This window comes from Sphingobacterium sp. NGMCC 1.201703 (assembly GCF_047784615.1).
GTDB lineage: Bacteria > Bacteroidota > Bacteroidia > Sphingobacteriales > Sphingobacteriaceae > Sphingobacterium.
This window is the reverse complement of the sequence record NZ_JBLOHD010000005.1, coordinates 277,572-304,558: the sequence shown is the minus strand read 5'-3', so window position 1 is coordinate 304,558 and position 26,987 is coordinate 277,572. Positions and strand designations below refer to the sequence as shown.

The window sequence follows — 26,987 nt, the reverse complement described above, 5'->3', positions numbered from 1 at the left end:
TATGGCAAATAAAGAACAATTTATCGAGAAGGTTCAGGCTTCTTATAACCCCAAGGGGGATTTTATATATTTGGGAGCGGGTATTTTGAATGGTGAGATTTTAGCGGATGCAAAGGTCAATCTGGCACTGAAAATGATGAATCGCCACGGGCTGATTGCCGGTGCGACAGGGACAGGTAAAACCAGAACGCTACAATTGATCGCCGAGCAATTATCAGATGCATCCGTACCTGTATTTATGCTGGATGTGAAAGGCGATCTTTCTGGCCTTGCCGTTCCCGGTGTAACTAATCAAGCTTTACTGGATCGCGGAAATGCGGTAGGAATACCCTTTGAACCGGCAAGTTTTCCGGTAGAATTGTATTCACTGTCGGGCAACAAAGGAATTCCGATGCGGATTACAATAGATGATTTTGGACCGGTCCTTTTGGGCAGGATTCTGGAGCTGAATGAAACACAGACCGGGGTCTTGGCGGCCATGTTTAAGTATGCGCAGGATCATCAGATGCCATTGATAGACTTTACCGATACAAAGAAATTATTAACCTATCTTTCCGACGGTCCCGGAAGTGAAGAGATCAAGAATGATTATGGTAAGATCAGTTCAGCAAGTTCGGGGACGATCTTGCGTAAGATAGTCGCTTTGGAACAACAGGGGCTAGCCCATATCTTTGGGGAAAAGGAATTTGATATCAACGATTTATTTCAGAAAGTTGACGGAAAGGGTATGATTAGCCTATTGAATATTTCCGATGTGCAGGATCAACCTGTGCTTTATTCAACATTTTTATTGAGTCTGCTTGCCCAATTGTTTAAAAACATGCCTGAAGTAGGAGATTTGGACAAGCCAAAACTGATATTTTTCTTTGATGAGGCACATCTTCTTTTCAATGGAGCGTCCAAAGCATTTCTAACGCAGGTGGATCAAATTATCCGGCTTATCCGATCCAAAGGAATTGGTGTGTTTTTCTGTACACAGTCTCCAACGGATGTTCCGGAGTCGGTATTGGCACAACTGGGAAACCGGGTACAACATGCGTTGCGGGCCTTTACGCCTAATGATGCGGAAAATCTAAAAAAAACAGTGAAAACCTACCCCAAATCGGATTTCTATGAGATTGATCAGATTTTGACCTCCTTGGGTACAGGTCAGGCCTTAATTACAGTGTTGAATGATAAGGGTATTCCTACGGAAGTGGTGGCAACCCATCTAGTACCAGCCCGTGCTGTAATGGGCCCTGCAGACGATGCGACAATCAATCTGATTATTAATCAGTCGGACTTAAAGACAAAATATCAGGAAAGACAGGAAAATCGTTCTGCCGCTGAGATGATCGATGAGAAAATGCAGGTTGTACAGCAGGAAGAACAGCGTGTAGCTGCGGAGAAAGAGGCTGCCAAAGCTGATCGACCGACTTCAAGGAGGCAGACGCCATTAGAAGCTGCGCAGCGTACGGCGACAACAACACTCGCAAGAGAAGGGGTCAAACTCTTGGGGAAATTGGCAACCGGTCTATTGAATGCATTCTTAAAAAAGAAATAACACGAATTTATTGATAATTTTCGTTCCGATACACTATTTTTAGACAGTGATCAGCACATAGCTACATTTGCTTTTAAGGGCAAATTTAGCTAAGTTTGCGGACGAAAAGAAAGTTCTATTAACGCAATTTAAATATGAGTAAACCAACCCTTTTGATTTTGGCAGCAGGAATGGCTAGCCGGTATGGTTCTTTAAAACAAGTAGATGGTTTTGGCCCACACGGCGAGACAATTATTGACTATTCAATCTATGATGCCATTCGCGCAGGATTTGGAAAAGTTGTATTCATTATTCGGGAAGAATTCCTAGAAAAGATGAAAGAAGTTTTTGATAAAAAATTGGAAGGTAAAATAGAAGTAGACTACGCTTTTCAAAATTTTGATTTAACTAAATTTGGCGTAAATCACGTCATTGAAAGAACGAAACCTTGGGGTACAGCACACGCTGTGATGAGCGCTAAGGATAAAGTGAACGAACCTTTTTGTGTGATCAATGCGGACGATTTTTATGGTTCAGATTCTTTCAACAAAATGGCGAAGTTTTTAACGACTGAGGTGTCAGACGAACAGATGTCATTGATGGGTTTTCAGGTCGGAAATACAATGTCTGATTACGGCTATGTATCACGTGGAGTATGTGAAGTTAGTCCTACAGGTCATATGGAAAGTGTTACTGAGCGTACCAACATCTATTACAAAGGTGAGGGGGACGATCGCAAGATTGTTTATGAGGAAAATGGTGTTGAAAACGATTTGGATCCGGAAACACGCGTTTCGATGAACTTTTGGGGCTTCACGCCAAAAATCTTCGAAGTAGCACAAGCGATGTTCCCAGCTTTTGTTGAAGAAAATAAAGAGAATTTGAAAGCTGAATTTTTTATTCCTTCAGTTCCGGATTATATGGTGAAACATAAAATGGCGGATTTTAAAGTCATCCCAACATCATCGAAATGGTTTGGTGTAACATATAAAGAAGATAAACCTATCGTTCAAGAATCAATTTCGAAATTGGTTGCTGATGGCGTATATCCAGAAAAGTTATTTTAAGAGCTAATAGAAATAGCTTATATTGAGCCTGTATTGTGTCAAACAATACAGGTTTTTTTTCGCCCAACAATGCAGATGTTCTAGACAGGCGTTGTGCTGTTTTCGGAGATGGAGTCATTGGAGGCAGCTAAGATTAAAAACCGACACGTTAGATTATGATAGAAAATCGAATTGGTTAAATGAAAAAGATACTTAAGGTGTTAGGATATATTATTTTAGGAATTATAGGTTTTTGCGTCTTATATATTGTTGGGGAGTATAGCCTGTCAAGACTCTCAGCATCGCGTAAACTGGTAACAACAGATCAAACGATTCAGGTATTTGTTAAATCCAATGGTGTACACACAGATATTGTTTTGCCGGTCATCGTGAAAGATATGGACTGGTCCACTGTATTTCCTTATGCCAACACGGTTGGTAAAAAAGCCGGTTATCAATATATGGGTGTAGGCTGGGGGGACAAAGGTTTTTATTTGGATACACCGGAATGGAAAGATCTTAAGGCTTCAACGGCCTTTGTGGCAGCCTTTGGGTTGGGACAGTCTGCAATACATGTGACCTACTATAATTCCATTCGAGAGACTGACTTATGTTTTGGATATAAAATAAATGAGGAGCAATATCGCGCACTGGTAAAGTATATCTATGATTCGCTGGATTTGCGTGAAGGTAAACCTATATTGGTCGATACGGATGCGCAATACGACGATGCTGATGCTTTTTATGAAGCCAAAGGGGCCTATAGCATGTTTTATTCCTGTAATACCTGGACAAACAATGCTTTGAAGAAGGCAGACATGCCAGCAGGAGTCTGGGCTACATTGGATAAAGGAATATTGAGCCATTATCGGAAATAGCTGGGTTTATTAAATTCTTCTGGGCAATTTGCGCACTATACTAAGCAGCTCTTTCGCGTTTCTAGAGGAGATGTTTCTTATAAACAAAAAAAGCTCCGGGTTATCTACCCAGAGCTTTTTATTTATCAGGAGGAGTGATTATTTCACTTCTTCGTAATCTACGTCAGTCACGTCATCACCACCTTGGTTTCCACCTTGTGTTTGACCAGCATCTCCTTGTGGTTGTTGTGCAGCACCTTGAGAAGCAGCGTACATTTCTTCAGAAGCCGCATTCCAAGCATTTTGTAATTCTTCAGAAGCCGCATCAATATCTGCGAAGTTTTTCGCATCGTACGCAGCTTTTAATTTCGTTAAGCCAGCTTCAATAGGAGCTTTCTTATCTGCCGAAATTTTGTCGCCATATTCTTTCAATTGTTTTTCAGTTGAGAAGATTAAGGCATCAGCTGCATTAACTTTGTCAGCTTCTTCTTTCATTTTTTTATCAGCATCAGCATTTGCTTCAGCTTCTTCTTTCATGCGTTTGATTTCGTCGTCAGATAGACCTGAAGATGCTTCGATACGGATGTTTTGCTCCTTACCAGTTGCTTTATCTTTTGCAGATACTTTGATGATACCATTGGCATCAATATCAAAAGTAACTTCAATTTGAGGCACGCCACGAGGTGCAGGCGGGATATCGTTCAAATGGAAGCGACCGATTGTACGGTTTTGGCTTGCCATTGGACGCTCACCTTGTAAGATATGGATTTCCACAGATGGTTGATTGTCTGAAGCTGTTGAGAATGTTTCCGATTTTTTAGTCGGGATAGTTGTATTTGCTTCAATCAATTTAGTCATTACACCACCCATTGTTTCGATACCCAATGAAAGTGGAGTTACATCCAATAATAAAACGTCTTTTACTTCACCAGTCAATACACCACCTTGGATTGCAGCACCTAAAGCAACAACCTCGTCAGGGTTTACGCCTTTAGAAGGCTCTTTTCCGAAGAAAGCTTTTACAGCGTCAACAATTGCAGGGATACGTGTAGAACCACCTACTAAGATAATTTCGTCGATATCTGACTTGCTGAAACCAGCATTTTTCAATGCAGACTCACAAGGAGCAATTGTTCTCTTGATCAAGTCAGCTGCCAAAGCCTCAAATTTAGCACGTGATAAGGTACGAACTAAGTGTTTTGGACCAGTTGCATCTGCCGTGATATAGGGTAAGTTAATTTCAGTAGAAGTTGCACTTGATAATTCAATTTTCGCTTTTTCAGCAGCTTCTTTCAAACGTTGCAAGGCCATTGGGTCTTTTTTCAAGTCAAAGCCATTGTTTTCGTTTTTGAATTCTTCATTCAACCAGTTGATGATCACATTATCGAAGTCATCACCACCTAAGTGTGTATCACCGTCAGTAGATTTTACTTCAAATACGCCATCACCTAATTCCAATACGGAAACGTCATGTGTACCACCACCACAGTCAAACACAACAATTTTCATGTCTTTGTGTGCTTTATCCAAACCGTAAGCTAAAGCAGCAGCAGTAGGCTCGTTGATGATACGTTTAACAGATAAACCAGCGATTTCACCAGCTTCTTTTGTTGCTTGACGCTGTGCATCGTTGAAGTATGCAGGTACTGTGATGACAGCTTCTGTTACTTCTTGACCTAAGAAGTCTTCAGCAGTTTTCTTCATTTTTTGAAGAATCATTGCAGAGATTTCTTGTGGAGTATATTTACGGTCGTCGATTTCCACGCGTGGTGTATTGTTATCACCTTTAACGATTTTATAAGGTACGTGTTCAGCTTCTTTTACGGCCTCATCATATGAAAGTCCCATAAAACGTTTAATAGAATAAATAGTTTTATGTGGATTAGTAATTGCTTGACGTTTAGCTGGATCACCCACTTTACGCTCACCACCTTCTACGAAAGCTACAATGGAAGGAGTGGTACGCTTACCTTCGTTATTCGTAATTACTACAGGCTCGTTACCTTCCATTACGGCAACACATGAGTTTGTAGTACCTAAGTCAATTCCTATAATTTTAGACATATCTTGTATTTTAATTTTTTACTTAAATAAATTCTATCACTCTATTATCAACCCTTATGCCAATCCGAATGTTTTGTAAAAAAATCACTATTTGTCATCAATTTGTACTTAGGTACTGCCAAACTGACATTTTCAATAGACAAGTTGCTCCAAGATCCGTTTTTTAGCTGACTCATTTTGACGATTGCGTGGCATATATCTGCCAAAGAGTGCTGTAAATTCTTCCAGTTGCATTTGTTTTGATTTTTTGTCCCGCCAATCTGTGGGAACAAGATTATTGGTATAGGCGATATTTGTTGCCCAATATTGGATATGCATCTCTGGTATGACCAGCCCCAATATCATACCCGGAAGACCATGGCTCAGGGCAGGGCCTGCAGAGACCGGTATTTCTTCGGCATAATAGGCAATCAGATAAAGGGAGTCTTTGGTAGCACCATTTACCCTTCGGCAGTTGATACCAGCAATATTGCGGAATTCCTCGGTAAAGCGCCAGGTGATGCTATCTAATGTTTCAGCAAGCAAATATTTCTCATCGATATCCAATTGAATCTCGGCCTTCCCCGTTTTCAGATCTTGGTAAAGTACTTTTCCATTTTTACTGGTTCCACCTCTGAGCATAACACGCTGGTTTCCTCCACCTCGTGAACCACCCTGATTTCTACCACCGCGGCCACTTGCCGTGATACTTGGCGCACGCATTTTGCCTCCTCCATTCGGCTTTTCGGTATTTGGGCTTTCTTCGGGCATAAGAACGGTCGCATTCTCATCAAAATATAAGTTAAATCGATCTGTATGCGAGTCTGGCATTTTATCCAGGTGCTCCATGAAGTCTATTCCCCGGCCCATCATTTTTGAGCTCATGTCATTGGACATTTGTCGCATGCGGGCCTTTGTATACGTCACCTTGTCAAAACTAATGGTACCCCTATTGCCAAAATAGACGTATTGTGCCTGCAGAGATAATCCGCTTAGACAAAATATAATAATGGTTAAATATGTTCTAATCATTGCTTTTTCCTAAATATTTATTGAAATCCCATTTGACACCAACTAAAAAATACTGTGTCAATACCTGTTGGGTGGATTCTGAATAATTGGTATCACTGCCATTCCGACGTGTATTATTAAATGTGTTAAAGAGGTCAAAGGCCTTAAGGCTGACTGTCAGACTTTCATCTTTCAATACCTTTTTTTCCAGCTCCAAATTGGTATAAAATTGATTAATTGCTTTCTTGTAAAGTTTAGTGGGGCCAGTGTAGCTATAGTAAACGTTGGTCACGATATTGAATTTCTTCGGCAGAAAATATTTGATATATCCCGAAGCTCCACCTTCAAAGTTAGTTGCGTTATATTGCGTGTTGATCGAATTTTGCTGTGCGTTAATGCCGGCATTCAATGAAATATCAAAATCAAAGCCTTCTGAATCTTGTTCATTTAAGCTTGATCCTAGGCCGAATGCGGTGTTTTTTGAATTGTTCAGGAGAAACTCCCCTTGAGATTGGCCACTTTCAAATTTTGTGTAGCTGTAACTGTTGTTGTACCGGATATTTGCACTTTTATTGAAGTTAATGCGACGATTGGCCAGGGGTTGCATATGATTGATGTTTAATCCACCATTCCAGTTTGATTTACCCGATAAATTTTCATAGCTACTGATCTGGGCCGAATTCTCCATGACTGTTGTCTTATTGACAATTGGGTTATTGACGAAAGAGAAATTTCCGTTAATATTAATGTTGGTTCCCTTTAGCAAACTGAACGCATTATAATTAGCTGAAATGTTGTTGTTGACAGCCCGTTTGAGGTCTGGATTACCGATCTGTTGAAACAGTGGGTTAGTCTGCGGTTGCAGTGGCTGTAATTGGTCAAATGAAGGAATGATATTGGAACTCTGATAGGCCAGTCGGATATTCTTACTGTTTGAAATCCGGTAATTGGCATCAAAGTTTAAATTGTTGTCCCAAAAATTCCTTGAAAGGTTTATATCCCGGTCACTATCGCTTAACTTTTGATTTTTATAGAATGTTCGGTTGGAAAGATTGACCTCAAATTTATCCTTCCGATAAGACAAATGGACATTGATTCCCTGGTTGGTATTATTGTCGATCTGATTTTTAGAGTATAAGGGATCTTTCTCTTTAGTTTGTATGTCTGTTGATACCTGTTCGTTCTTGTTGTTTGACTGATTGAAGCTGTAGCCCAAAGCTAAATTCATGGCGTCATTTAGCCTATTATTGAAATTGAATGAAGTAGAAAAGGTATTACCTTTGTTATTGCTCCATCTATTTTGGTTAATACGCGTGGTGTCATTGCTCTGATGGATAATTGTTTCTGAATTAACTTTACTTTCCGAAGTTGATTCATTATAGTTGTTGCCGACCATTAAATTTAATGAACTGCCGGCTTTGAGTCTTTTTCTATAATTCAGGCGAAAATTATTGCTTTGGCTCGAAGTGTTCGATTCATTTTTCTCATTAAAGGAGCTAACCGCCGCACCGGCGCCATCATTAGTAGCACTTTCCGACTGACTTAAACTGAAATTATTGGACCAATTTCCGTTGGCCTGTAGGTCCATATGCTGCGTTGAATCCAGTCGCATGGAGAGATTGGATCTGACACCATTGCTTCTTGCACTATTTTCGTTGTAATTTTTGCTATTTCGTTCTAAGATCGAGTTATCAGGAAGGATGTTTTTGTTGTAATTTTCCGATCGGTTTTTATTGCTGCTACTGTTATAGTTATAATTGGCATTTACTTTTAGCGCCTTTTTGAGAAACTGGTTTTCGTAGTTCGCCCCTAAAGATGTATTTAGCGGCTCTCCGGTAATCTGATTGTTCATTCGTAAAGATCCTTCATGGCTATTGGAGCTCCCCATATTATTGTGGTTGGCGGTTATACCGATGCGCTCAGTCTGGTTGAATTTGGCCGCAAATAAGTTTCCGGCATAGAGCTCCTTGGTACCACCTAATAGCTCTGCATTTCCGAAGATACCCTTTCTGGCCTTTTCTTTTAACACTACATTCACGGTCTGAATACGCACACCGTCATCTATACCCGAAAGTTCGGCCTCTTCTGATTTTTTCTCATACAATTGCACTTTGTCGACTGCATCGGCCCGCACATTGCGTATGGCAATTTTAGGGTCATAACCAAAAAATTCTTCGCCATCTATAAAGACTTTCTGTACTGATTTGCCCTGAGCGGTGATATTTCCATCTCCAGACACTGTAAAGCCCGGCAATCGGCGTAAAAGATCCTCGAGCTTGGCATTTTTTTCGGTTTCGAAGCTTCCTGCGTCATATTCGATAGTATCACCCTTGATGGTAATGGGAAGTCTGCGCGTAATGATAACCTCTTCAAGGACATTTTTCTGCGAATTGATTTTGATATCGCCAAAGTCGATATCTTGTCCCTTGAGTTCAATGGTGTCGCTATAGAGTTCAAACTTTGGATAAGTTGCTAAAAGTATATAGCTGCCAGGCTTAATATTTTTGATCTGAAACTTTCCCTCCTCATTGGCCCTATTGAAATAGCGGAGCACGGAATCGGTGTTCAGTAGAATGACAGAAGCATTTGTCAACGGCTTATTGTCAGCTTTATCTAAAATTTTCCCCTTTATGATTGTCTGGGAATAAGCTGTGCTGATAACAAAAAATACTAGGAATAATTGAATTAATCTTTTCATTTACTGGTTGTATGTGCCAAAGATAATTGAGTTAATTGTTAATAAGTGTGAAAACTCATCAGCGATTGTAAAATCTTTGGGATATAGAATTTTGACAAAGTAGGAACTAAAAATTACCTTTGCACAAAATTGATTTTATGACGTTTGAAAATTATTTGCAACAATTCGAAGATATATTGAATCATCCTGAAAATCACCCTACCTACCAGGATGACGAGTACTATCAATACACTAAAATGAACTGGACAAGGATGGGCCGTTGGTTAAAACGTTTTGAACCAACAGAGGTTTTTCAACAGTTTATTGACACGATTTCGGAACGACAACAATGGATCATTATTACAGAACCTTGGTGTGGCGATGCGGCACATTCTGTCCCAATGCTTGCTAAGATGGCGGCCCGAAACCCCAATATTACTGTCGATATCCAATTGCGTGATAGCGCACCTTTTTTAATAGATTCTTATTTAACGAATGGTGGGAAATCAATCCCGATTCTAGTGATCCGAAATGATGATGGAGTAGATCTCGCAGTTTGGGGACCAAGGCCAAAAGATTGCCAGAACTTATTCTTGAGCTTGAAGGAGCAGGGGAAAGATTTTTCGGATATTAAAGAAGAGATTCAAAAATGGTATAACACAGATAAGGGAGCGGAGATCCAAAAGGAGATTCAGGCGCTTTTGCAGAAATAGAAAGAACAGCGTCAACATTTGGCCTTGCAATAGCAGAAGTAAGATTGCTTACTTGCTGCTTTTTGCTTCCAGTATAGTGACAATTTTATTAAACCCTCTTTTTCTGGCATGCTGTAGGGGTGTTACACCTTCGTTATCAGCTATATTTTTATCGCTGTTGGCGTCCAATAATATCTGGACAATTTCCACATATTTTTGACTGCCGTCTCCGAGTATGATAGCTTCTAATAGTGCGGTCCAGCCCAGTCTATTAATATGATCTATTGGGAAACCTTTTGTATTGGCCAATAGTCTTACCGTCTCCACATGACCACGTTCGCAGGCAGGAATAAGTGCCGTGCCATTGTATCGATTAAAAATTTTGAAATCGGCTCCGTGGTCGAGGTAAAGCTTAACTAGTTCAGTAAATCCTGAAGCACCGGCGTACAGAAAGGGGCTATTTAAAATATTGTTCTGCTGATTCACCTTCGCACCATATTGAAGAAGTAATTTGGCCATAGTCAGATCGTTTTTTTCTGTGGCGATCAACAACAGCGATTTTGAATCTTTACCTTTTTGGTTTGCATCAGCTCCTTTATCCAGTAGTTCCTTTACCGCGTTAATCTGCCCTTTGGAAACTGCTTCAACAATGCTGTTTTGGGCGAGATTGTCCTGATCTGTCTTGTCCATACTTTTGCATTGTACTGAAAGTGTTGATATAATGACGAGTAGCATTAGCTTAATATTTAAATTTCTCATGTTGACGAATGGCTTAATGATGGTTCTTGTTCATTTTGGTTTCTTTATATTCGCTTTTGATATACTACAAATTTAGGGGCAAACTAAGCGCTTGTTTTGTTAGATTTATATGGATTATTGTCAAATTTATATAAATCTAATTGTTAATGATCGAAGGTGAGTGTACTTAAATTAATAAGATATGAATATTGAAGAGCTAAGAGAGTATTGCCTGTCCATTGGGCCCGTTACAGAAGAGACCCCTTTTGGGCCCGATACGTTGGTATTTAAAGTAGGAGGCAAGATATTTTTATTGGTTGGACTAGATCAGGTCGATATACTACAATTTAATGTGAAATGTGATCCAGAGAAAGCAGTGGAACTCAGGGAAAGATATGATCAGACAGTATTTCCAGGATACCATATGAACAAAAAACACTGGAATACAGTCATTGCGAATCGGGAATTGAATGATCGGGCATTAGAAGAACTTGTGTTGCACAGTTATAGTCTGATTGTTGAAAGTTTGCCGATTAAAGTGAGACAGGAAATAAAAGGTAGTTAATATTCTTCTGAAATGTAAAGAATTAGTTGCTTAGCAGGAAAAGGTGATCGAAATGACTTTTCTTGGAGGCTAGAATGGTAGCTTTGTGATCATTTCAATGCGTAATCGAATGCATTGGGAATATATTTATACTAATACTATTTTTTATGAAACAAAGACGAATTTACCTTTGGGTAATTTGTTTTATGCTACTTTTTAGTCTTGGGAGTTGCATAAAGGAAGAAGCATTAAATATGGAGGCAGATATAGTCGGGATTCAAGCAGAGGAAGATATTTTTCTTCTGAACCCAGTGATTACGAATAATCAGGTCACCGTTTATCTTCAACCGAGTATTCATGATTTGACAAAGTTGAATATGAAGTTTGATTTAACTCCAGGTGCTTCTATTGAACTGTTACAAGATTCTTTGCAAATGCCGGCTGGTGAACAGGATGTTAATAAAGTCATAATAGATCAATTATTGAAGAACGGAGTATATTACAAAGTTATTTCACAAGATAAGCAGTTTGAAAAGAATTACCTCATTAAGTTAGTTAAAACAGATGGCGGTTTTGTGCCTACGGAATATGGGTTTGAAGATGTTTCAATTGATAAAGATGAGAAGTATACTGTTTTCTTTAATAAAATAGATGGTGAGGATTTTTACAACTGGGGCTCAGGAAACCCAAGCTTTTCACTTACTTTGAGTTTCGGTGGAGGTGTAAAGGAGCCAGAATCCTATCCAACGAAAACCACAGCAGATGCTCATTCTGGGGGAAAAGCGGCCTTATTAGAAACAAAACTCACCGGATCTTTTGGGGCCATGTTTAAAAAACCTATCGCAGCGGGGAATCTATTTATAGGATCTTTCGATACAGGCCCCGTATTGACGGATCCACTGTCTGCAACGCAATTTGGTCTTCCTTTCAATCAGATTCCTTTGGCTTTAGAGGGGTATTATAAGTATACTGCAGGAGCGAATGTAACGGATGAAAATCTAAAACCTGTTAATATGAAAGATTCATGTGATATATATGCGGTATTCTACAATCGAAAGAAATTAATGGCCTCCGAACCGGATCCTAAAAAAAGAGTATCGTATTTAACAGGACATAATATTTTGACAGATCCGAGTATCGTTGCTATTGCCCGACTAGAAAATGGCGGAGCTACAGCTGGTAATAACTTTGTAAAGTTTGTTTTACCATTTAAATACTCGGCGAAGGTGACGGAATCTGATGTTACCAATTTGGATTACAGTATTGCTATTGTGATGTCGTCAAGTAAATATGGCGATAATTTTATCGGTGCTGTTGGTAGTAAGTTGATCGTAGATGATCTCAAAATTGTAACCCAGAAATAATGAAAATTAGTATATATATAGTTTTATTAGCCGTAATGGCATCTATTTCAACGCTTGTAAACGCACAGGAAATAGATAGTAAGGATGATAGATTAGGTGTTCAGGTCATGTTGGGGACCAAGATAGGGGGAGCGGCTCCATTGTCTTTGCCGAGAGAAATTCGGAAGATTAAAAGCTACAGCCCGAACGTTCCGTTTTTTGTCGGGGCGAAAGCGAACTATCATATTGATTCCAAATGGGGGCTTGCCCTAGGCCTTACTTTTGAAGGTAAAGGAATGGATACTAAAGCGACAGTAAAAGGATATAAAACAACCTTTAACGCCGTCAATGATTCTAAAGACGAATTGAGAGGGTATTACACAGGAGATATAACCACTAAAGTACATAATCTTTATCTCTCTGTACCCATTCAGGCAACCTACCAGTTTTCAAGCCATTGGAATGTTCAAGCTGGTCCATATATTTCTTTTGCAGTAAAAAAAGAGTTTTATGGGGAAGCTTATAACGGATATCTACGACATGAGCAGCCTACCGGTGACAAGATTATTGTAGATAATGCAGATTATGATTTTAAAGAAAGTGTACGGAATATTGATGTTGGACTAAGTCTGGGTACTCAATATGCGGTCAATCGTAAATTTTTTGCATTGGCTCAACTTGACTATGGTTTCAATAATATTATGAAGAATGGATTTGAAAGTATCAGTTTCGGGTTGCATAATATCTTTATGAATGTAGGAGTTGGTTACAAACTGAAATAATTTAGCATGTTATCATAAAAAAAGCCGATCGGATGATCGGCTTTTTTTATGATAACATGCAATTAAGATGAATTTTGTTTTTACATTTTTAATCCGATCTCTCTCAATCTTTCATCCAAATATTCACCTGCGGTATAGTCTTCATAGGCCTTTGGATGAGCTGCGTCGATACAAGAGTCCAACGAAGCTAAACTCATAGAAGATTTTGGATGTAAAAAGAAAGGAATCGAAAAGCGGGAAGTACCCATTTTTTCACGCGGAGGATTGACTACACGGTGAGTTGTTGACTTAAGTTTGTTATTGGTCAAACGCTGTAGCATGTCTCCCACGTTGATGACAATGTCTTCTCCTTTTGCTTTGATCGGGAACCATTCTCCATCTTTTGTCAATACTTCTAGTCCATCTGCACTAGCGCCGATTAATAACGTAATTAGATTGATGTCTTCGTGAGCACCTGCGCGTACAGCATCAGGAGCCAAGGCATCCGGATCGGTAATTGGAAAATAATGGATCGCACGCAAGATAGAATTACCATTGATAACAAACTGCTCAAAATAATTTTCTTCGAGATCTAAGTAAGTAGCAATTGCTTTTAATAATTCGCGACCTGTGTCTTCTAGTTTTTTATATACTTCAGCTGTCACACTATTAAAACGAGGTATTTCTTCCACTTGAGGATTGTCAGGGAAGTCAGCTTTCGAATATTCTTCACCAACGATGGTTTGACCACGTTGCCAGAATTCTTTTAGATCTGGTGTTTTAGCATCTTTCGCTTTTTCTCTTCCCTTAGCAGTATATCCACGTTGACCCGCAAGCTCAGGAAATTCATACTTTTCTTTTGTTTCAGTTGGTAAACTAAAGAATTCTGGAACGACCTGATATAATTCCTCAATTAATTCTTTTGATAAACCATGGTTTGCTATCGTTACAAAGCCAGTTTCATTGAAAGCCTTGCCAATATCCTGAATGAATTGATTTCGTTGTTCTTGGGTTCCTTGTGTATAATGCAACAAGTCCAAGCGAGGTATGTTTACTAAAGCCATACGAAGTTGATGTTTGTTTAGGACAAATTTAACGCAATTAATTTTGAATATTACACATGGATTGTTAATAAAAGCTTTGTGTTTTTCTTTATTTAACTGTATTTCAGTTGTTAAAAGTTTTCCACATTGATGTTTTGGTCATAAAAATGCAAGAAATACTATTCTTAAGACACAGTGAACGATAATTCGTAAAAATTACATTTTCTACCTTGCTATTCTAATTCTTATCTATTATATTTGTTATGCAAGCATAATAATAAATCGCTTGTGATTACGCTATGGACCAAAATCAGACAATCGACTATTTTTTAAAAACAGGTTGGCAAACGATTGCCAATAAATATAATCAAATTGCCTCGCAGTATGGTTTTACTCAAGCTGCCGGTTATATTTTGATCAATATCCATAAAGAGGGTACTCCTGTTTCTCAGATTGCGAATTTGACGGGGGTTAAAACAACGAGTTTGTCTCGTGTGTTGAATAATCTAGAGTCCTTGGGGTTCATCTATCGGGAGACCAGTGAGACAGACAAACGTTCTGTGAAAGTGTATCTGACAGATTTGGGTCGCGAGAAAAGAAGGATAGCCAAGGATGTGGTGCGCAATTTTAATCAGTATCTCGCTGATAATTTTTCAGAAAATGAACGTGATCAATTGATAGCTTCTTTGGCTAAGCTCAATGAACTGGCGACCAATTATAAGGAAGAAGTGATCGTATAGAAATTAAACCAAATGTACGGATGTGCATGATAAATATGTTATGATGAACAGAAATATTAGAAAAGTGGCAGTTCTCGGTTCGGGTGTTATGGGCTCGCGAATTGCTTGTCATTTTGCTAACATTGGTGTCGAGGTTTTACTGTTGGATATCGTTCCCCGCGAACTGTTGCCGACAGAAGAAGCTAAGGGTCTGACGTTAGAGAGTAAAGCCGTTCGGGACCGGATTGTTAACAGTTCGTTAGAAACTGCATTAAAGACAAATCCTTCACCAATTTACAGCAAATCGTTTGTAAAACGTATTAAAACAGGAAATTTTGATGATAACCTCCAAGATATCGCGCAAGTAGACTGGATCATCGAAGTCGTTGTAGAGCGTTTGGATATTAAAAAATCTGTTTTTGACCGTGTTGAACAGTTCCGCAAACCGGGGACATTGATTACTTCCAATACTTCTGGTATTCCTATTCATCTCATGACAGAAGGACGTAGTGAAGATTTTAAAGATCATTTCTGCGGTACACACTTCTTCAATCCGCCGCGCTACCTGCCTTTATTGGAGGTCATTCCGACGCCGCATACTAAGCCAGAGGTTGTCGATTTCGTTCTTCATTTTGGCGATAAGATGCTGGGTAAGACAGTTGTGCTATGTAAAGATACCCCAGCATTTATCGGTAACCGGATTGGCGTTTATTCGATGTTGGCAGTGACTCATCTGGTCGAACCTTTGGGTTTGACAGTGGAGGAAGTGGATAAATATACAGGTCCGGCAATGGGACATCCGAAATCGGCTACTTTCCGTACTGCGGATGTTGTTGGTCTCGATACCTTGGTGAATGTAGCCAATGGCCTGGCTCAAAATGCGCCTGAAGATGAAGCAAAAGGTGTCTTCCAGCTTCCGGCCTTTATCAGTAAAATGGTTGAAAATAAATGGCTGGGTGAAAAAACAAAAAAAGGATTTTATGAAAAGGTAAAAGCCGCCGATGGTAATTCTGAAATCCTTTCCTTGAATCTTAAAACATTAACGTTCGGTTCTCAGCAAAAAGTTAAATCTTCCACGCTAGAGTCGACCAAGCCAGTCGAAGATATCCGTAAACGGATGAAAGTCTATGAACAGGGAACAGATAAAGCGGCGGAACTGTTCCGTGCGATGCATTATCCCTTGTTTGAATATGTTTCACGCCGTGTCCCTGAAATCACAGACGATTTCTTCCGTATTGATGATGCCATGCGTGCCGGATTTGGATGGGAGTTAGGGCCTTTTGAAGTGTGGGATGCTTTAGGTGTGCGTGAGACCCTGGCTAGGATCAAAGCTGAAGAGAAACGTTTGCCAGGGCAGAATGGTGAAGTGGCGCCTTGGGTACACGAAATGTTGGATGCCGGGCATGAATCTTTCTATAAAATAGAAAATGGCGTTCGCCATTATTATGATATTGCATCCAAGTCGTATAAAGCTATTCCTGGAACAGAGGATTTGATCGTATTGGATCATATCCGTGAAAGCAAAACCATCTGGAAAAATACAGGAGTTTCTATTATTGATCTCGGTGATGGAATCATCAATTGTGAGTTTCACACCAAAATGAATACCATCGGTGGTGATGTAATTCAGGGCTTGAATAAAGCGATAGATCTTGCTGAAAAAGAATACCGTGGATTGGTTGTTTCCAATGATGGAAAGAATTTTTCTGCAGGAGCCAATATCGGAATGATTTTCATGATGGCTGTGGAGCAGGATTTTGATGAGTTAAATATGGCTGTTCGAGCCTTTCAAAACACATCCATGCGCTTGCGTTATTCATCCATTCCTGTTGTTGTAGCGCCGTTTCAGATGACCTTAGGCGGAGGCTGCGAGTTTTCGATGCATGCAGATTTTGTGCAGGCCCACGCCGAAACCTATATGGGCTTAGTGGAACTGGGGGTAGGTGTTATCCCTGGTGGTGGCGGAACTAAGGAATTTGCATTGCGTGCTTCAGAAGAATTTAAAGATGGCCAAATCGTTCAGAATACCTTAAAGGACAAATTCCTGACCATTGGCCAGGCGAAAGTCTCGACTTCTGCTTATGAGGCCTATGAACTGGGGTATCTACAAAAAGATAAGTTTGCGATTACGATGAACCGCGCGCGTTTACTTGCTGATGCAAAGGCGAAAGCACTTGAACTTGCGGACGAAGGATATGTGCAACCAGCTCCACGAAACGATATCAAAGTGTTGGGTAATCAAGGTTTAGGTATTGTGTATGTAGGTGCATCTTCGATGCGTGAAGGAAATTATATCTCCGACTATGACCGGAAGATTTCGGAAAAATTGGGTTGGGTGATGTGTGGTGGTAATCTGTCATCTCCAACGGAAGTGTCCGAACAGTACTTGTTGGATCTTGAGCGCAAGACATTCCTCGAACTCTGTGCAGAACGTAAAACACTTGAAAGAATTCAATACATGTTGACAAAAGGAAAGCCTTTACGGAATTAGGATAGACAATAGTATTTAGTACATAGTATTTAGATATGCATAATTATAAGGAATTAATACTTTGGCAAAAATCTATTACGTTGGTATCTGATGTATATAGAGCTACATCTATTTTCCCAGACCGTGAACGATTTAATCTCATTTCACAAATAAATAGAGCTGCTGTATCAATTCCTTCAAATATTGCTGAGGGAGCAGGAAGAAATTCGGATAAAGAGTTTGTTCAGTTTTTGGCAATAGCGCATGCGTCTACATATGAAGTCGAAACACAGTTAATAATATCAAAAAATTTAGGTTATTTATCAGAAGAGGATTTAGAGGGTCTTTTGGAAAAGCTGGAGGAATTACAGAAAATGAACTATATTTTTCAACAAAAGCTATTGCTTAAGGTCAAGAATCTAACTACTAATATCTAACTACTAATATCTCAAATAATGGAAGCATACATAGTAGCAGGATTTCGTACAGCAGTAGGTAAAGCGCCTCGAGGAGGATTTCGCTTTATGCGGGCTGATGATTTAGCATCAGATGTGATTAAACATCTTGTGTCCACTGTGCCAAATTTAAATAAAGAAGATATAGATGATGTCATCGTGGGTAATGCGATGCCTGAGGCTGAGCAGGGTCTTAATATGGCACGTTTTATTTCCCTGATGGGTCTAGATACAGATAAAGTGCCAGGCGTTACAGTCAATCGCTATTGTGCATCTGGATTGGAGACGATTGCTACAGCGGTAGCAAAGATCAAGGCCGGTATGGCAGATGTTATTATTGCCGGTGGTGTTGAAGTGATGTCCGGCATGCCCTTTGGCGGCTGGAAAATTGTGCCGAATCCTGTTGTTGCCAAAGAGCATCCTGACTGGTACTGGGGGATGGGACTGACTGCGGAGGCCGTTGCCAAGGATTACAATGTCTCCCGTGAAGATCAAGACGCCTTTGCGCTTAAATCCAATCAAAAAGCTGTAGCCGCTATTCAGAATGGTCATCTAAAAGATGGTATTGTGCCAATCACAGTCAAGGAGAACTATCTGAAAGATGGGAAGATCGCAACACGTGAATATGTTGTGGATACCGATGAAGGGCCTCGTGCAGATACATCCTTGGACGCTTTGGGTAAGTTGAAGCCTGTCTTTGCTGCTAATGGTTCAGTAACAGCCGGAAACTCCTCCCAAACATCTGATGGTGCCGCATTTGTGCTGGTTATGTCAGAGGCTAAAGTGAAGGAGCTGGGGATAAAACCCATCGCCAAACTGATTAGTTTTGCTGTTGCGGGCGTGCCACCACGGGTCATGGGAATCGGACCAATCTATGCGATACCTAAAGCATTGAAACAGGCAGGACTTAAAAAAGAAGATATTGATTTGTTTGAATTGAATGAAGCTTTTGCATCCCAATCTTTGGCTGTAATTCGTGAACTTGAGCTTGACGAAGAAAAAGTCAATGTCAATGGCGGGGCGATTGCTTTAGGGCATCCGCTAGGTTGTACAGGAGCGAAATTGACCGTGCAGGTTTTGCATGAATTGAAACGTCGTGGTAAAAAATATGGTATGGTGACGATGTGTGTAGGGACAGGTCAGGGTGCGGCTGGTATTTTTGAACTATTGGACTAAGGAGCAGGCCTAAAAAAATAATCGGATAAAAAATATTATTCGTGGGTCGTATAGCGAATAAAAGTATTAAAAAATAGTGTAAATCGGAGCAGTCAATAACCAGCTGTTGGATTACACCACAAATCTAAATTAACAATGAGCGAAAATAAAGCAATCAAAGGCGGTGAGTTCGTAATCAAAGAGACTCCCTATACAGCTATTTTTATCCCAGAGGAATTTGATGAAGAGGCGAAAATGATTCGCCAGACCTGTTTGGATTTCCTAGAAACGGAAGTGTTAAATAAGCTTGACCGTATTGACGCACAAGAAGAAGGATTGATGCCTAGTTTGATGGATAAAGCTGGGGAATTAGGCATGCTGGGCGTATCGATCCCGGAGGAATACGGTGGGTTTGGCAAGAATTTCAATACCTCGATGCTTGTTGCAGATGCTGTAGGTGGTGGATTCTCTTTTGCAGTAGCTTTGTCTGCACATACGGGTATCGGTACTTTACCTATTCTTTATTATGGTAATGCGGAACAAAAGGCAAAATATATTCCTAAGCTTGCAACTGGCGAATGGAAGGCTTCCTATTGTCTGACAGAACCAAATGCTGGATCAGATGCCAATTCAGGCCGTACTTCTGCAAAACTAAATGCTGAGGGAACCCATTATCTGATCAATGGCCAGAAAATGTGGATTACTAATGGCGGGTTTGCAGATATCTTTATTGTTTTTGCAAAAATCGATAACGACAAAAACCTGACCGCATTTATTGTCGAAAAAGATTTCGGCGGGATCACGATGAACCCCGAGGAACACAAGTTGGGGATTAAGGGATCTTCCACACGTCAGATTTTCTTTAATGACTGTGCCGTTCCGGTTGAAAATATGCTTTCCGAGCGTGAGAATGGATTTAAGATTGCCGTAAATATCCTGAATATCGGAAGGATCAAGTTAGGTGCTGCGACAAATGGTTCAGCTCGTATGGTCATCAATCATGCCGTCCAATATGCCAATGAACGTGTGCAGTTTAACTTGCCGATTTCTAAGTTTGGTGCTATTCGATACAAACTGGCAGAGATGGCGACACGTTTATTTGCTGTGGAGTCAGCATCCTATCGTGCCGGCCAAAATATTGATGATGCGTATGATGCATTGATTGCAGGCGGGATGGATGAAGCAAAGGCCAAATTGAAATCCGTGGAACAATTTGCGATCGAGTGCGCTATTATCAAAGTATGGTGTTCAGAGATGCTGGATTATGTAGTGGATGAAGGTGTGCAGATCTATGGCGGAATGGGATATTCAGCCGATGCGCCGATGGAGCGCGCTTACCGTGATTCACGGATCAACCGGATCTTCGAAGGTACCAATGAGGTGAATAGGTTGCTTGTCGTAGATATGCTGTTAAAACGGGCAATGAAAGGTGAACTGGATCTGATGGGACCTGCACAGGCGGTGGCAAGCGAGCTGTTGGCCATCCCTGACTTTGGAGAAGAAGATGATGTGCCATTCGCCGCTGAGAAGAAAATTATCGCCAACCTCAAGAAAGCAGGTTTACTCATTGCCGGAGCTGCGGTTCAGAAGCTGATGATGTCACTTTCAAAGGAAGAAGAGATCCTGATGAATATCGCAGATATTATCGGTTACGTATACATCGCAGAATCCGTTCTGTTACGCGCAGAGAAGCTTGTGCATAGCGGTTCCGAAAAAGCACCATATGCGACCGATATGGCGAAGATCTACTTATATGGCGCGATTGATAAAATCAATGCTGCGGGTAAAGAAGCCCTGTATTCCTTTGGTGAAGGTGATGAATTGAATATGATGCTAGTTGGGTTACGCAGATTCACCAAAGCACAGCCATTTAATATCAAAGATGCACGCCAGCGGATTGCAAAAAAATTAATAGAAGAAAATAAGTATTGTTTTTGATTGATAATGATTATTGGTTTTGGTTGTGTGGCCGAAGAGAAATCTTCGGCCATTTTTGTGTTACAATAACGAAAAGTAGCTGCAATTATATTAAATTTAGCCTTTTAATACCAACCGTTATATGACATCGTCAAGATCATTTGCATTTACAGAAGACTGGGTAGTCGTCATTTTGGGGCTCGCTACCATTTTTTTAGCACTTTCAGGTATTTTTGCGCCTGTACCTAATTTTTCCTGGGGTAATTCTTCCGAACTGGTTTCCGCAATTTTTGATCCGGCCAATCTCAACAAGATTTTTCAGCAGTTTGTCTTCGTCTTTGTGACAGGTATCCTAGGTGCATTTTTGCTCGGTAAATCCGTTAAACATCTGCTTATCGTATTTCCGGTGGTGTTTATTCTGACGGTATTCGCGCTGATATTAGCAGGTAATTCGACAGTGAAAGAATATAATCTTGAGGCGGTTATTTTTAGTTTGATTATCGGTTTGGTCATTAGCAATTGTTTTAAGCTGCCTACCTGGTTTAAGGAAGCCTTGAGTACCGAACTGTATGTCAAGATTGGATTGATTCTATTAGGTACCACCGTTATCTTTGGCGATATCCTTAAAGCGGGCTCGCTGGGTCTTATTCAGGCTTTGGCAGTTGTATTGTCAGTATGGTATTTTGCTTTTTGGCTTTGTAAAAAATTGAAGATAGACAAGGAGATGTCCCTGATGTTGTCCAGTGCAGTTTCTATTTGCGGTGTTTCAGCAGCTATCGCCACTTCAGGAGCCATTAAAGGTGATAGCAAAAAACTCTCTTATGTAATTTCCCTGGTGTTGATCACTGCAATTCCAATGATGATTTTTATGCCCTATATGGCTGAATGGATGGGCTTATCACAGGAGGTGACCGGTGCATGGTTGGGAGGTAGTATCGATACAACGGGAGCAGTTGTTGCTTCCGGTTCTCTGGTGGGGGAGGAAGCTCTCAAGATTAGTACAATTGTCAAATTCTCGCAAAATGTATTGCTGGGACTAGCGGCATTTGCGATCAGCATTTATTGGACCTATGCAAAATCCGTTGATGAGGAAACGAAAAGAGATAAACCGACACTAAAGATCATCTGGGAACGCTTCCCTAAATTTGTGCTTGGATTTGTATTTGCCTCACTATTATTTTCCTTTGTAATTTCTCCTGAAAAAATTGATGCTGTCAAAGGTAGTCTGAAAAATCTGCAGGGACTCTGGTTTACCTTAGCATTTACTTCGATCGGTCTGGAAACAAATTTCAAAGACCTTTTTGTACAAGATAATAAGAAACCCCTTTATGCATTTTTAATTGCGCAGACCTTTAATATCGTAGTGACTTTGTTGATCGCATTGCTGCTGTTCCGATAATTAATTGGTAAGTATATGGGCTGAATACTTTCGAAGCTAATAACATTCTAGAAAAAGTCTGCCACCCTTGGCGGACTTTTTCGTGTCAGATGTACGGCTGGCGGTTGAAGTAATTTGTTGTAAATAACCTATTTAGTAGCTTTAAAAGCTTGTTATTTAGCTGGTAAGAAGATTTACAGAAAAAATATTTATAAAATCTATCAAATTAGTAGTCTTTTAAAAAATATTTCTATATTTGTACTGTTATCCTGATTTACAGTGGGTCATGAAGGGATACCTGAAAAATGAATATACTTAATTATGGAAAGAATGAAACAAGATTACTTTTTAAAAACAAGCTTACAGAAGACTTCATTGGAAGTAGCTTTTATTACTTTCGGAAATAGTGGAAAACGAATGTGTTGTTAAAATTTCTCTCTTACACTCTCTTATATTAGAAAAGGGAAGCCGAGGCTTCCCTTTTTAAAACAAAGTTTTAACAATGAAACAAGTATCGATTGGCGTTGGCACTTGTTTATTTTCACTATTAAACTGAATAAATTTATGAAAAAAAATGCTATTTTTCGAATTAGCGTCATTTTTAGCTTGCTTTTAGCGGCTTCTTATCAGACTTATGCACAGGTAGAAAATCCTAAACCTATTATAAATGCTTCATTAACAGGGACTGTCGTTGATGCGGTCACAAAAGAGCCTTTACAAGGTGTAACCGTGCAGCTTGAAGCGGTTACCCATCAGGTGAAGACGGATAGCAAGGGCGTATTCCAGTTTGTTACAGGGCAAAAACTGCCTTTTACACTTATTGTGTCCATCGTAGGTTATCAAACACGGCGCGTTGTCGTGGATCAATCGCCTACCCTGATTGAACTTAGCCCACGTTTGGAAGCCTTAGATCAGGTAGTAGTGACTGCCCGTAGGCGCAAAGAGCAATTGCAGGATGTGCCAATTCCTGTTTCTATCATCCGTGGAGCAGCATTGGAAGATGCCGGAGCTTTTAACGTCAACAGGTTGAAAGAGCTTGTTCCCACAGTACAATTGTATTCTTCCAATGCTCGAAATACCACATTGAATATTCGCGGCCTCGGGTCAACTTACGGTCTTACCAATGATGGTATAGATCCAGGTGTCGGATTCTATCTTGATGGTGTTTATATTGCACGTCCCGCTGCAACTTGGTTAGACTTTATTGATATTGATCAGATCGAAGTATTGCGGGGGCCGCAAGGGACACTTTTTGGTAAAAATACCACGGCCGGCGCCTTTAATATTACTTCACGGCTGCCCCAATTTACACCTGAGGCTAATGTTGAAGTGAGTTATGGCAACCAAGGTTTTATTCAGGCAAAAACATCCATCTCTGGGCCATTGACCAAGAATCTTGCTGCTCGTGCCTCATTTTCAGGCACACAGCGGGATGGCAATCTGTTCAATGTTCATACCAATAGAAAAATCAATGATATCAATAATCTTGGATTCAGAGGACAATTGTTGTTTACGCCAACGGAAAATATCAAACTTGTGCTCTCAGGTGACGTCTCTTCTCAAAAGCCTGATGGTTACGGCTGGGCAGTTGCCGGTGTTGTCAAAACCCAACGGGCTGATTATCGGCAGTTTGATGCTATTGTCAAAGATTTAGGCTATGAGCTACCTTACAAAAGTGCTTTTGAACGTAAGATCGACCTCGATACACAATCCAAAGCGGAAAATAAATTAGGTGGTGTTGCCCTGAATGCTGATATTAAGATTGGTGAAGGTACATTGACATCAACCTCCGCCTGGCGAAAATGGACGTGGGTGCCCCTCAATGACCGGGATTATTTAGGTCTTCCTGTTTACACATTTTCTGCTGGTAATTCGGTCCATAACCAATGGTCTCAGGAATTTAGATATTCGGGCAAAATCAGTGAAAAAGTAAGTGGTGTTGTTGGTTTATTTGGTCTGTGGCAGGATCTGGGTACTGATCCCGTACATACTGAGGAAACGGGTTCCGCATTTTGGCGTTTCCAAAAAAATTCGACCAGTGCGCTGTGGGAAACTCCAGGGTTATTTGACAATTTCGGCATTAAGACGGTTTACGGTATCAAAAGCACGAGCCTCGCTGCCTATACCCAGATTGACTGGGAGGTGACGTCAAAACTTCATATCTTACCAGGCTTACGTTATAATTACGATAAAAAGAAAGCGAACTATGACCGGCAAACCTACGGTGGGTTACAAACCTCTGACCCAGCTTTGCTTGCGCTCAAAAATGGTGTTTATACCAATCAGACTTTTGATGTAAATGCGGATGCAGATAATTTTTCGGGACAACTTTCTGCGAAATACCGTTTCAATCCCAAAATCAATGCTTATGCTACCTATTCCATCAGCTATAAGCCGATTGGAATTAATGTGGGCGGATTGCCGACGGCAAATGGTGCTGTGCTGCTGGATTTAGCAGAAGTGAAACCAGAGGCGGTACGCCATAAAGAATTGGGCGTAAAAACTAACCCAACACGCAACACGATTCTGAATCTATCGGTTTATCAGACAGATATCAAAGATTATCAAACCCAGGTACAGACACCTGAACCAGGAGTAAATCGTGGCTACTTGGCCAATGCTGAAAAAGTACGTGTCAAAGGGGTGGAGCTCGATGGGAGCATTAATGTTGGACAGTTTCTGCGTCTGAATGGTGCACTGGCCTATACGGATGCTAAATACGTAAAATTTACAAATGCGCCGGTTCCGCTCGAGGAAGTTGGTGGTCCTCAGGCCTTCAAAGATATTTCAGGCGGAGTTCTTCCGGGAGTTTCTAAGTGGTCTTGGTCTTTAGGCGGAGAAATCAATCAGAGTGGTAAATTGATTGGTATCAATGGATCCTACTTTCTAGGTACTGATCTTTTCCATCGTTCCAAATTCTCTTCAAGTTCATCCCCGTCAAAGTATCTGAATATAGATGCTTATACTTTGCTGAATGCGCGTTTGGGCTTTAGGGGATCGAATGGTGTTTCAGTTTTTGTGTGGAGCAGAAATCTGACAAACAAAGATTATTATGAGCAGCTGCTCGCGGCCCCCGGTAGTTATGGTCAATATGCTGGAGTCGTAGCTGATCCCAGAACCTATGGCGTAACGGTGCGGTACAATTGGAAACAGGGGAATTAAATCCGTAATTCATAAATATATTTTCATTGGCCGTCTCTAATTTATTTAGGGACGGTTTTTTTGTGCCCGAAGCAAGTAATTTGTGTTAATGGTAATTTTATTGATGATTATTTGCACCCGCTACTTGCTTTATTTATGGAAAACCGTATCTTAATTCATCATTAAGGTGAAAGATTTGCGCATGAACGAAAAAGAGCTATTACAACATTATAAAACAACAGGAGACCTGTCTGCGCTGGGGAAATTATATTCGCCTTACATGTCCCTGCTTTATGGTGTGTGCTTCAAGTATTTGCAAGATCCCGATCGTAGTCAGGATGCGGTTATGCAGATTTTTGAAGAACTCATTCAGAAGCTGCGCCATTACGAAGTTGACAATTTTAAAAGTTGGTTGCACGTATACAGTAAGAATTATTGCTTGATGCAATTGCGTAAAGATAAACGTACGACGCAAGTAGATATTGAAGATAATTTGTTTGAAAGTGAACAAAAGCTCAATAACAGTGAGGAGGCAAAATGGGAAGAAAGGGATTTTGAGCGATTAGAAGGTTGTATGGAAACCTTAAACCAGGAACAGAAAGAATGTGTACGTTTGTTTTATCTCGAACAAAAGTGCTATAAAGATATTGCAGATTTAACGGGGTATGACCTGAATAAAGTCAAGAGTGCTATCCAGAATGGGAAGCGCAATTTGAAGATCTGTATGGAAAGGAAAGAAAATGGAAAATAATTATCAATTATCGCGAATTCATAATTACATCCATGGCCTGATGAGTAAAGAGGAAATGTTTCAACTGGAAAAGGAAGCATTAGAAGATCCTTTTTTACAGGATGCCATTGATGGATATCGATTGCAAAATGGTGTGGATGCGAGACAGTTAAGTTTGTTGCAACAAAGACTTAACCGTCGGGTCGAGCATACAATAGCGACGAGACACGCGCAATATTATACCTGGCAGCGTTTGGCCGTAGGTGCGGCAGCCGGAGTTTTGTTTGTTGCATTGTTGGCACTTCTATATTTTAAACATTTTGATGGTAAGGCTGAGCGGACAACAGATGTCACATTGAGTGAACCAGAAAATAGGGTGGCTATTGAGCCACTGTTGGATGGTGGAGATGCTACACCGCTTGGTGGATGGAAAGCCTATGAGCAATATTTAAATGATCAGGTAAAGGATGCTGGAAAAGGGGGGGAGATTATTGTTAATTTCAAGATTGGTAAAGGCGGATTGCCAGAGCAGATTCGCGCGGAAGGAACACCTGAGCAAGCGCTCGTCGACGAGGCTATACGACTTCTTCACTCTGGCGGTAAGTGGCAGGGAACAAAAGGTCGTCTGAAGATTTCTTTTCCTCTGAAGGAGCTGAAAAATTCCACCCAGTCGAATATTATCAAACCACCGCATTGTTTTGGAATAGAAAAGAAATAATTTTAAAAAAGTACGCCATTTCTATAT

At 40.4% G+C, this 26,987-nt stretch carries 21 protein-coding genes; 16 read left to right on the top strand and 5 right to left on the bottom strand.

The features are described from left to right. Position 1 precedes the first annotated feature (1 nt). The 3 genes from ACK8HY_RS12250 (at position 2) to ACK8HY_RS12240 (ending at position 3,446) form a co-directional block, all read left to right on the top strand. Positions 2–1,543 carry a helicase HerA-like domain-containing protein gene (locus ACK8HY_RS12250; protein WP_077437128.1) on the top strand — a complete coding sequence of 514 codons (1,542 nt, stop codon included), beginning with the start codon at positions 2–4 and terminating at the stop codon, positions 1,541–1,543. Between the two features lie 134 nt (positions 1,544–1,677). Beyond that, positions 1,678–2,589 (top strand): sugar phosphate nucleotidyltransferase, encoded by a 912-nt coding sequence (locus ACK8HY_RS12245; RefSeq protein ID WP_077437127.1) that lies wholly within the window; start codon positions 1,678–1,680, stop codon positions 2,587–2,589. A 179-nt stretch (positions 2,590–2,768) separates the two neighbouring features. Continuing rightward, positions 2,769–3,446, top strand: coding sequence for a TIGR02117 family protein (locus ACK8HY_RS12240; RefSeq protein ID WP_139351169.1), 678 nt, complete (start codon positions 2,769–2,771; stop codon positions 3,444–3,446). A 138-nt stretch (positions 3,447–3,584) separates the two neighbouring features. On the opposite strand, the gene dnaK is transcribed toward ACK8HY_RS12240, so the two are convergent. From dnaK to ACK8HY_RS12225, 3 genes are all read right to left on the bottom strand, one after another. Then, positions 3,585–5,489 (bottom strand): molecular chaperone DnaK, encoded by a 1,905-nt coding sequence (gene dnaK, locus ACK8HY_RS12235; RefSeq protein WP_077437126.1) that lies wholly within the window; start codon positions 5,487–5,489, stop codon positions 3,585–3,587. A gap of 132 nt (positions 5,490–5,621) precedes the next feature. Then, positions 5,622–6,500, bottom strand: a complete 879-nt coding sequence (locus ACK8HY_RS12230) for a GLPGLI family protein (RefSeq protein ID WP_077437125.1) — start codon at positions 6,498–6,500, stop codon at positions 5,622–5,624. Next, a complete protein-coding gene (locus ACK8HY_RS12225; protein ID WP_077437124.1) occupies positions 6,493–9,177 on the bottom strand; it encodes a TonB-dependent receptor in 2,685 nt (894 codons plus the stop codon). The genes ACK8HY_RS12230 and ACK8HY_RS12225 overlap by 8 nt, the downstream gene beginning before the upstream one ends. Positions 9,178–9,314: 137 nt before the next feature. Here ACK8HY_RS12225 and ACK8HY_RS12220 point away from each other — a divergent pair, with 137 nt between their 5' ends. Further along, positions 9,315–9,869 (top strand): thioredoxin family protein, encoded by a 555-nt coding sequence (locus ACK8HY_RS12220; protein ID WP_077437123.1) that lies wholly within the window; start codon positions 9,315–9,317, stop codon positions 9,867–9,869. 48 nt (positions 9,870–9,917) lie between these two features. On the opposite strand, the gene ACK8HY_RS12215 is transcribed toward ACK8HY_RS12220, so the two are convergent. Continuing rightward, a complete protein-coding gene (locus tag ACK8HY_RS12215; RefSeq protein WP_254846242.1) occupies positions 9,918–10,538 on the bottom strand; it encodes an ankyrin repeat domain-containing protein in 621 nt (206 codons plus the stop codon). 250 nt (positions 10,539–10,788) lie between these two features. On the opposite strand from ACK8HY_RS12215, the gene ACK8HY_RS12210 reads away from it, so the two are divergent. The 3 genes from ACK8HY_RS12210 to ACK8HY_RS12200 all read left to right on the top strand — a co-directional run bounded on the left by ACK8HY_RS12210 (position 10,789) and on the right by ACK8HY_RS12200 (position 13,255). Next, a complete protein-coding gene (locus ACK8HY_RS12210) occupies positions 10,789–11,151 on the top strand; it encodes an MmcQ/YjbR family DNA-binding protein (RefSeq protein ID WP_077437121.1) in 363 nt (120 codons plus the stop codon). A gap of 146 nt (positions 11,152–11,297) precedes the next feature. Then, on the top strand, positions 11,298–12,494 hold the full coding sequence (locus ACK8HY_RS12205) for a PCMD domain-containing protein (protein ID WP_077437120.1): 1,197 nt from the start codon (positions 11,298–11,300) through the stop codon (positions 12,492–12,494). Beyond that, complete coding sequence (locus ACK8HY_RS12200; RefSeq protein ID WP_077437119.1) at positions 12,494–13,255, top strand: porin family protein; 762 nt, start codon at positions 12,494–12,496, stop codon at positions 13,253–13,255. Before ACK8HY_RS12205 ends, ACK8HY_RS12200 begins: the two co-directional genes overlap by 1 nt. A gap of 80 nt (positions 13,256–13,335) precedes the next feature. Here ACK8HY_RS12200 and ACK8HY_RS12195 read toward each other — a convergent pair whose 3' ends face one another. Next, entirely contained in the window at positions 13,336–14,298 is a 963-nt protein-coding gene (locus ACK8HY_RS12195; RefSeq protein WP_077437118.1) for an isopenicillin N synthase family dioxygenase, read from the bottom strand. 278 nt (positions 14,299–14,576) lie between these two features. Between ACK8HY_RS12195 and ACK8HY_RS12190 the strand changes: the two genes are divergently transcribed. From ACK8HY_RS12190 to ACK8HY_RS12150, 9 genes are all read left to right on the top strand, one after another. Further along, on the top strand, positions 14,577–15,017 hold the full coding sequence (locus ACK8HY_RS12190) for a MarR family winged helix-turn-helix transcriptional regulator (protein ID WP_077437117.1): 441 nt from the start codon (positions 14,577–14,579) through the stop codon (positions 15,015–15,017). A 40-nt stretch (positions 15,018–15,057) separates the two neighbouring features. Next, a complete protein-coding gene (locus tag ACK8HY_RS12185) occupies positions 15,058–17,487 on the top strand; it encodes a 3-hydroxyacyl-CoA dehydrogenase NAD-binding domain-containing protein (RefSeq protein ID WP_416133781.1) in 2,430 nt (809 codons plus the stop codon). Between the two features lie 35 nt (positions 17,488–17,522). Continuing rightward, positions 17,523–17,903, top strand: coding sequence for a four helix bundle protein (locus tag ACK8HY_RS12180; protein WP_077437115.1), 381 nt, complete (start codon positions 17,523–17,525; stop codon positions 17,901–17,903). An 18-nt stretch (positions 17,904–17,921) separates the two neighbouring features. Then, the gene (locus ACK8HY_RS12175; protein ID WP_077437114.1) at positions 17,922–19,097 is read left to right on the top strand and encodes an acetyl-CoA C-acyltransferase; all 1,176 of its coding nucleotides are present in this window, start codon (positions 17,922–17,924) and stop codon (positions 19,095–19,097) included. 135 nt (positions 19,098–19,232) lie between these two features. Further along, on the top strand, positions 19,233–21,014 hold the full coding sequence (locus ACK8HY_RS12170; RefSeq protein ID WP_077437113.1) for an acyl-CoA dehydrogenase family protein: 1,782 nt from the start codon (positions 19,233–19,235) through the stop codon (positions 21,012–21,014). A gap of 121 nt (positions 21,015–21,135) precedes the next feature. Next, entirely contained in the window at positions 21,136–22,392 is a 1,257-nt protein-coding gene (locus ACK8HY_RS12165) for a YeiH family protein (RefSeq protein WP_077437112.1), read from the top strand. 543 nt (positions 22,393–22,935) lie between these two features. Continuing rightward, the gene (locus tag ACK8HY_RS12160; protein ID WP_416133780.1) at positions 22,936–25,533 is read left to right on the top strand and encodes a TonB-dependent receptor; all 2,598 of its coding nucleotides are present in this window, start codon (positions 22,936–22,938) and stop codon (positions 25,531–25,533) included. A 181-nt stretch (positions 25,534–25,714) separates the two neighbouring features. Further along, entirely contained in the window at positions 25,715–26,263 is a 549-nt protein-coding gene (locus ACK8HY_RS12155) for an RNA polymerase sigma factor (protein WP_077437110.1), read from the top strand. Next, the gene (locus ACK8HY_RS12150; RefSeq protein WP_416133779.1) at positions 26,253–26,960 is read left to right on the top strand and encodes a hypothetical protein; all 708 of its coding nucleotides are present in this window, start codon (positions 26,253–26,255) and stop codon (positions 26,958–26,960) included. Before ACK8HY_RS12155 ends, ACK8HY_RS12150 begins: the two co-directional genes overlap by 11 nt. The last annotated feature ends 27 nt before the right edge of the window (positions 26,961–26,987 follow it).

Coding starts and splice junctions, on each gene's coding strand:
- ACK8HY_RS12175 (WP_077437114.1), top strand. CDS start 17,922: ATGGAAGCATACATAGTAGCAGGATTTCGTACAGCAGTAGGTAAAGCG.
- ACK8HY_RS12245 (WP_077437127.1), top strand. CDS start 1,678: ATGAGTAAACCAACCCTTTTGATTTTGGCAGCAGGAATGGCTAGCCGG.
- ACK8HY_RS12195 (WP_077437118.1), bottom strand. CDS start 14,298: ATGGCTTTAGTAAACATACCTCGCTTGGACTTGTTGCATTATACACAA.
- ACK8HY_RS12230 (WP_077437125.1), bottom strand. CDS start 6,500: ATGATTAGAACATATTTAACCATTATTATATTTTGTCTAAGCGGATTA.
- ACK8HY_RS12205 (WP_077437120.1), top strand. CDS start 11,298: ATGAAACAAAGACGAATTTACCTTTGGGTAATTTGTTTTATGCTACTT.
- ACK8HY_RS12165 (WP_077437112.1), top strand. CDS start 21,136: ATGACATCGTCAAGATCATTTGCATTTACAGAAGACTGGGTAGTCGTC.
- ACK8HY_RS12155 (WP_077437110.1), top strand. CDS start 25,715: ATGAACGAAAAAGAGCTATTACAACATTATAAAACAACAGGAGACCTG.
- ACK8HY_RS12240 (WP_139351169.1), top strand. CDS start 2,769: ATGAAAAAGATACTTAAGGTGTTAGGATATATTATTTTAGGAATTATA.
- ACK8HY_RS12220 (WP_077437123.1), top strand. CDS start 9,315: ATGACGTTTGAAAATTATTTGCAACAATTCGAAGATATATTGAATCAT.
- ACK8HY_RS12210 (WP_077437121.1), top strand. CDS start 10,789: ATGAATATTGAAGAGCTAAGAGAGTATTGCCTGTCCATTGGGCCCGTT.
- ACK8HY_RS12225 (WP_077437124.1), bottom strand. CDS start 9,177: ATGAAAAGATTAATTCAATTATTCCTAGTATTTTTTGTTATCAGCACA.
- ACK8HY_RS12215 (WP_254846242.1), bottom strand. CDS start 10,538: ATGGACAAGACAGATCAGGACAATCTCGCCCAAAACAGCATTGTTGAA.
- ACK8HY_RS12160 (WP_416133780.1), top strand. CDS start 22,936: ATGAAAAAAAATGCTATTTTTCGAATTAGCGTCATTTTTAGCTTGCTT.
- ACK8HY_RS12250 (WP_077437128.1), top strand. CDS start 2: ATGGCAAATAAAGAACAATTTATCGAGAAGGTTCAGGCTTCTTATAAC.
- ACK8HY_RS12185 (WP_416133781.1), top strand. CDS start 15,058: ATGATGAACAGAAATATTAGAAAAGTGGCAGTTCTCGGTTCGGGTGTT.
- dnaK (WP_077437126.1), bottom strand. CDS start 5,489: ATGTCTAAAATTATAGGAATTGACTTAGGTACTACAAACTCATGTGTT.
- ACK8HY_RS12200 (WP_077437119.1), top strand. CDS start 12,494: ATGAAAATTAGTATATATATAGTTTTATTAGCCGTAATGGCATCTATT.
- ACK8HY_RS12190 (WP_077437117.1), top strand. CDS start 14,577: ATGGACCAAAATCAGACAATCGACTATTTTTTAAAAACAGGTTGGCAA.
- ACK8HY_RS12180 (WP_077437115.1), top strand. CDS start 17,523: ATGCATAATTATAAGGAATTAATACTTTGGCAAAAATCTATTACGTTG.
- ACK8HY_RS12150 (WP_416133779.1), top strand. CDS start 26,253: ATGGAAAATAATTATCAATTATCGCGAATTCATAATTACATCCATGGC.
- ACK8HY_RS12170 (WP_077437113.1), top strand. CDS start 19,233: ATGAGCGAAAATAAAGCAATCAAAGGCGGTGAGTTCGTAATCAAAGAG.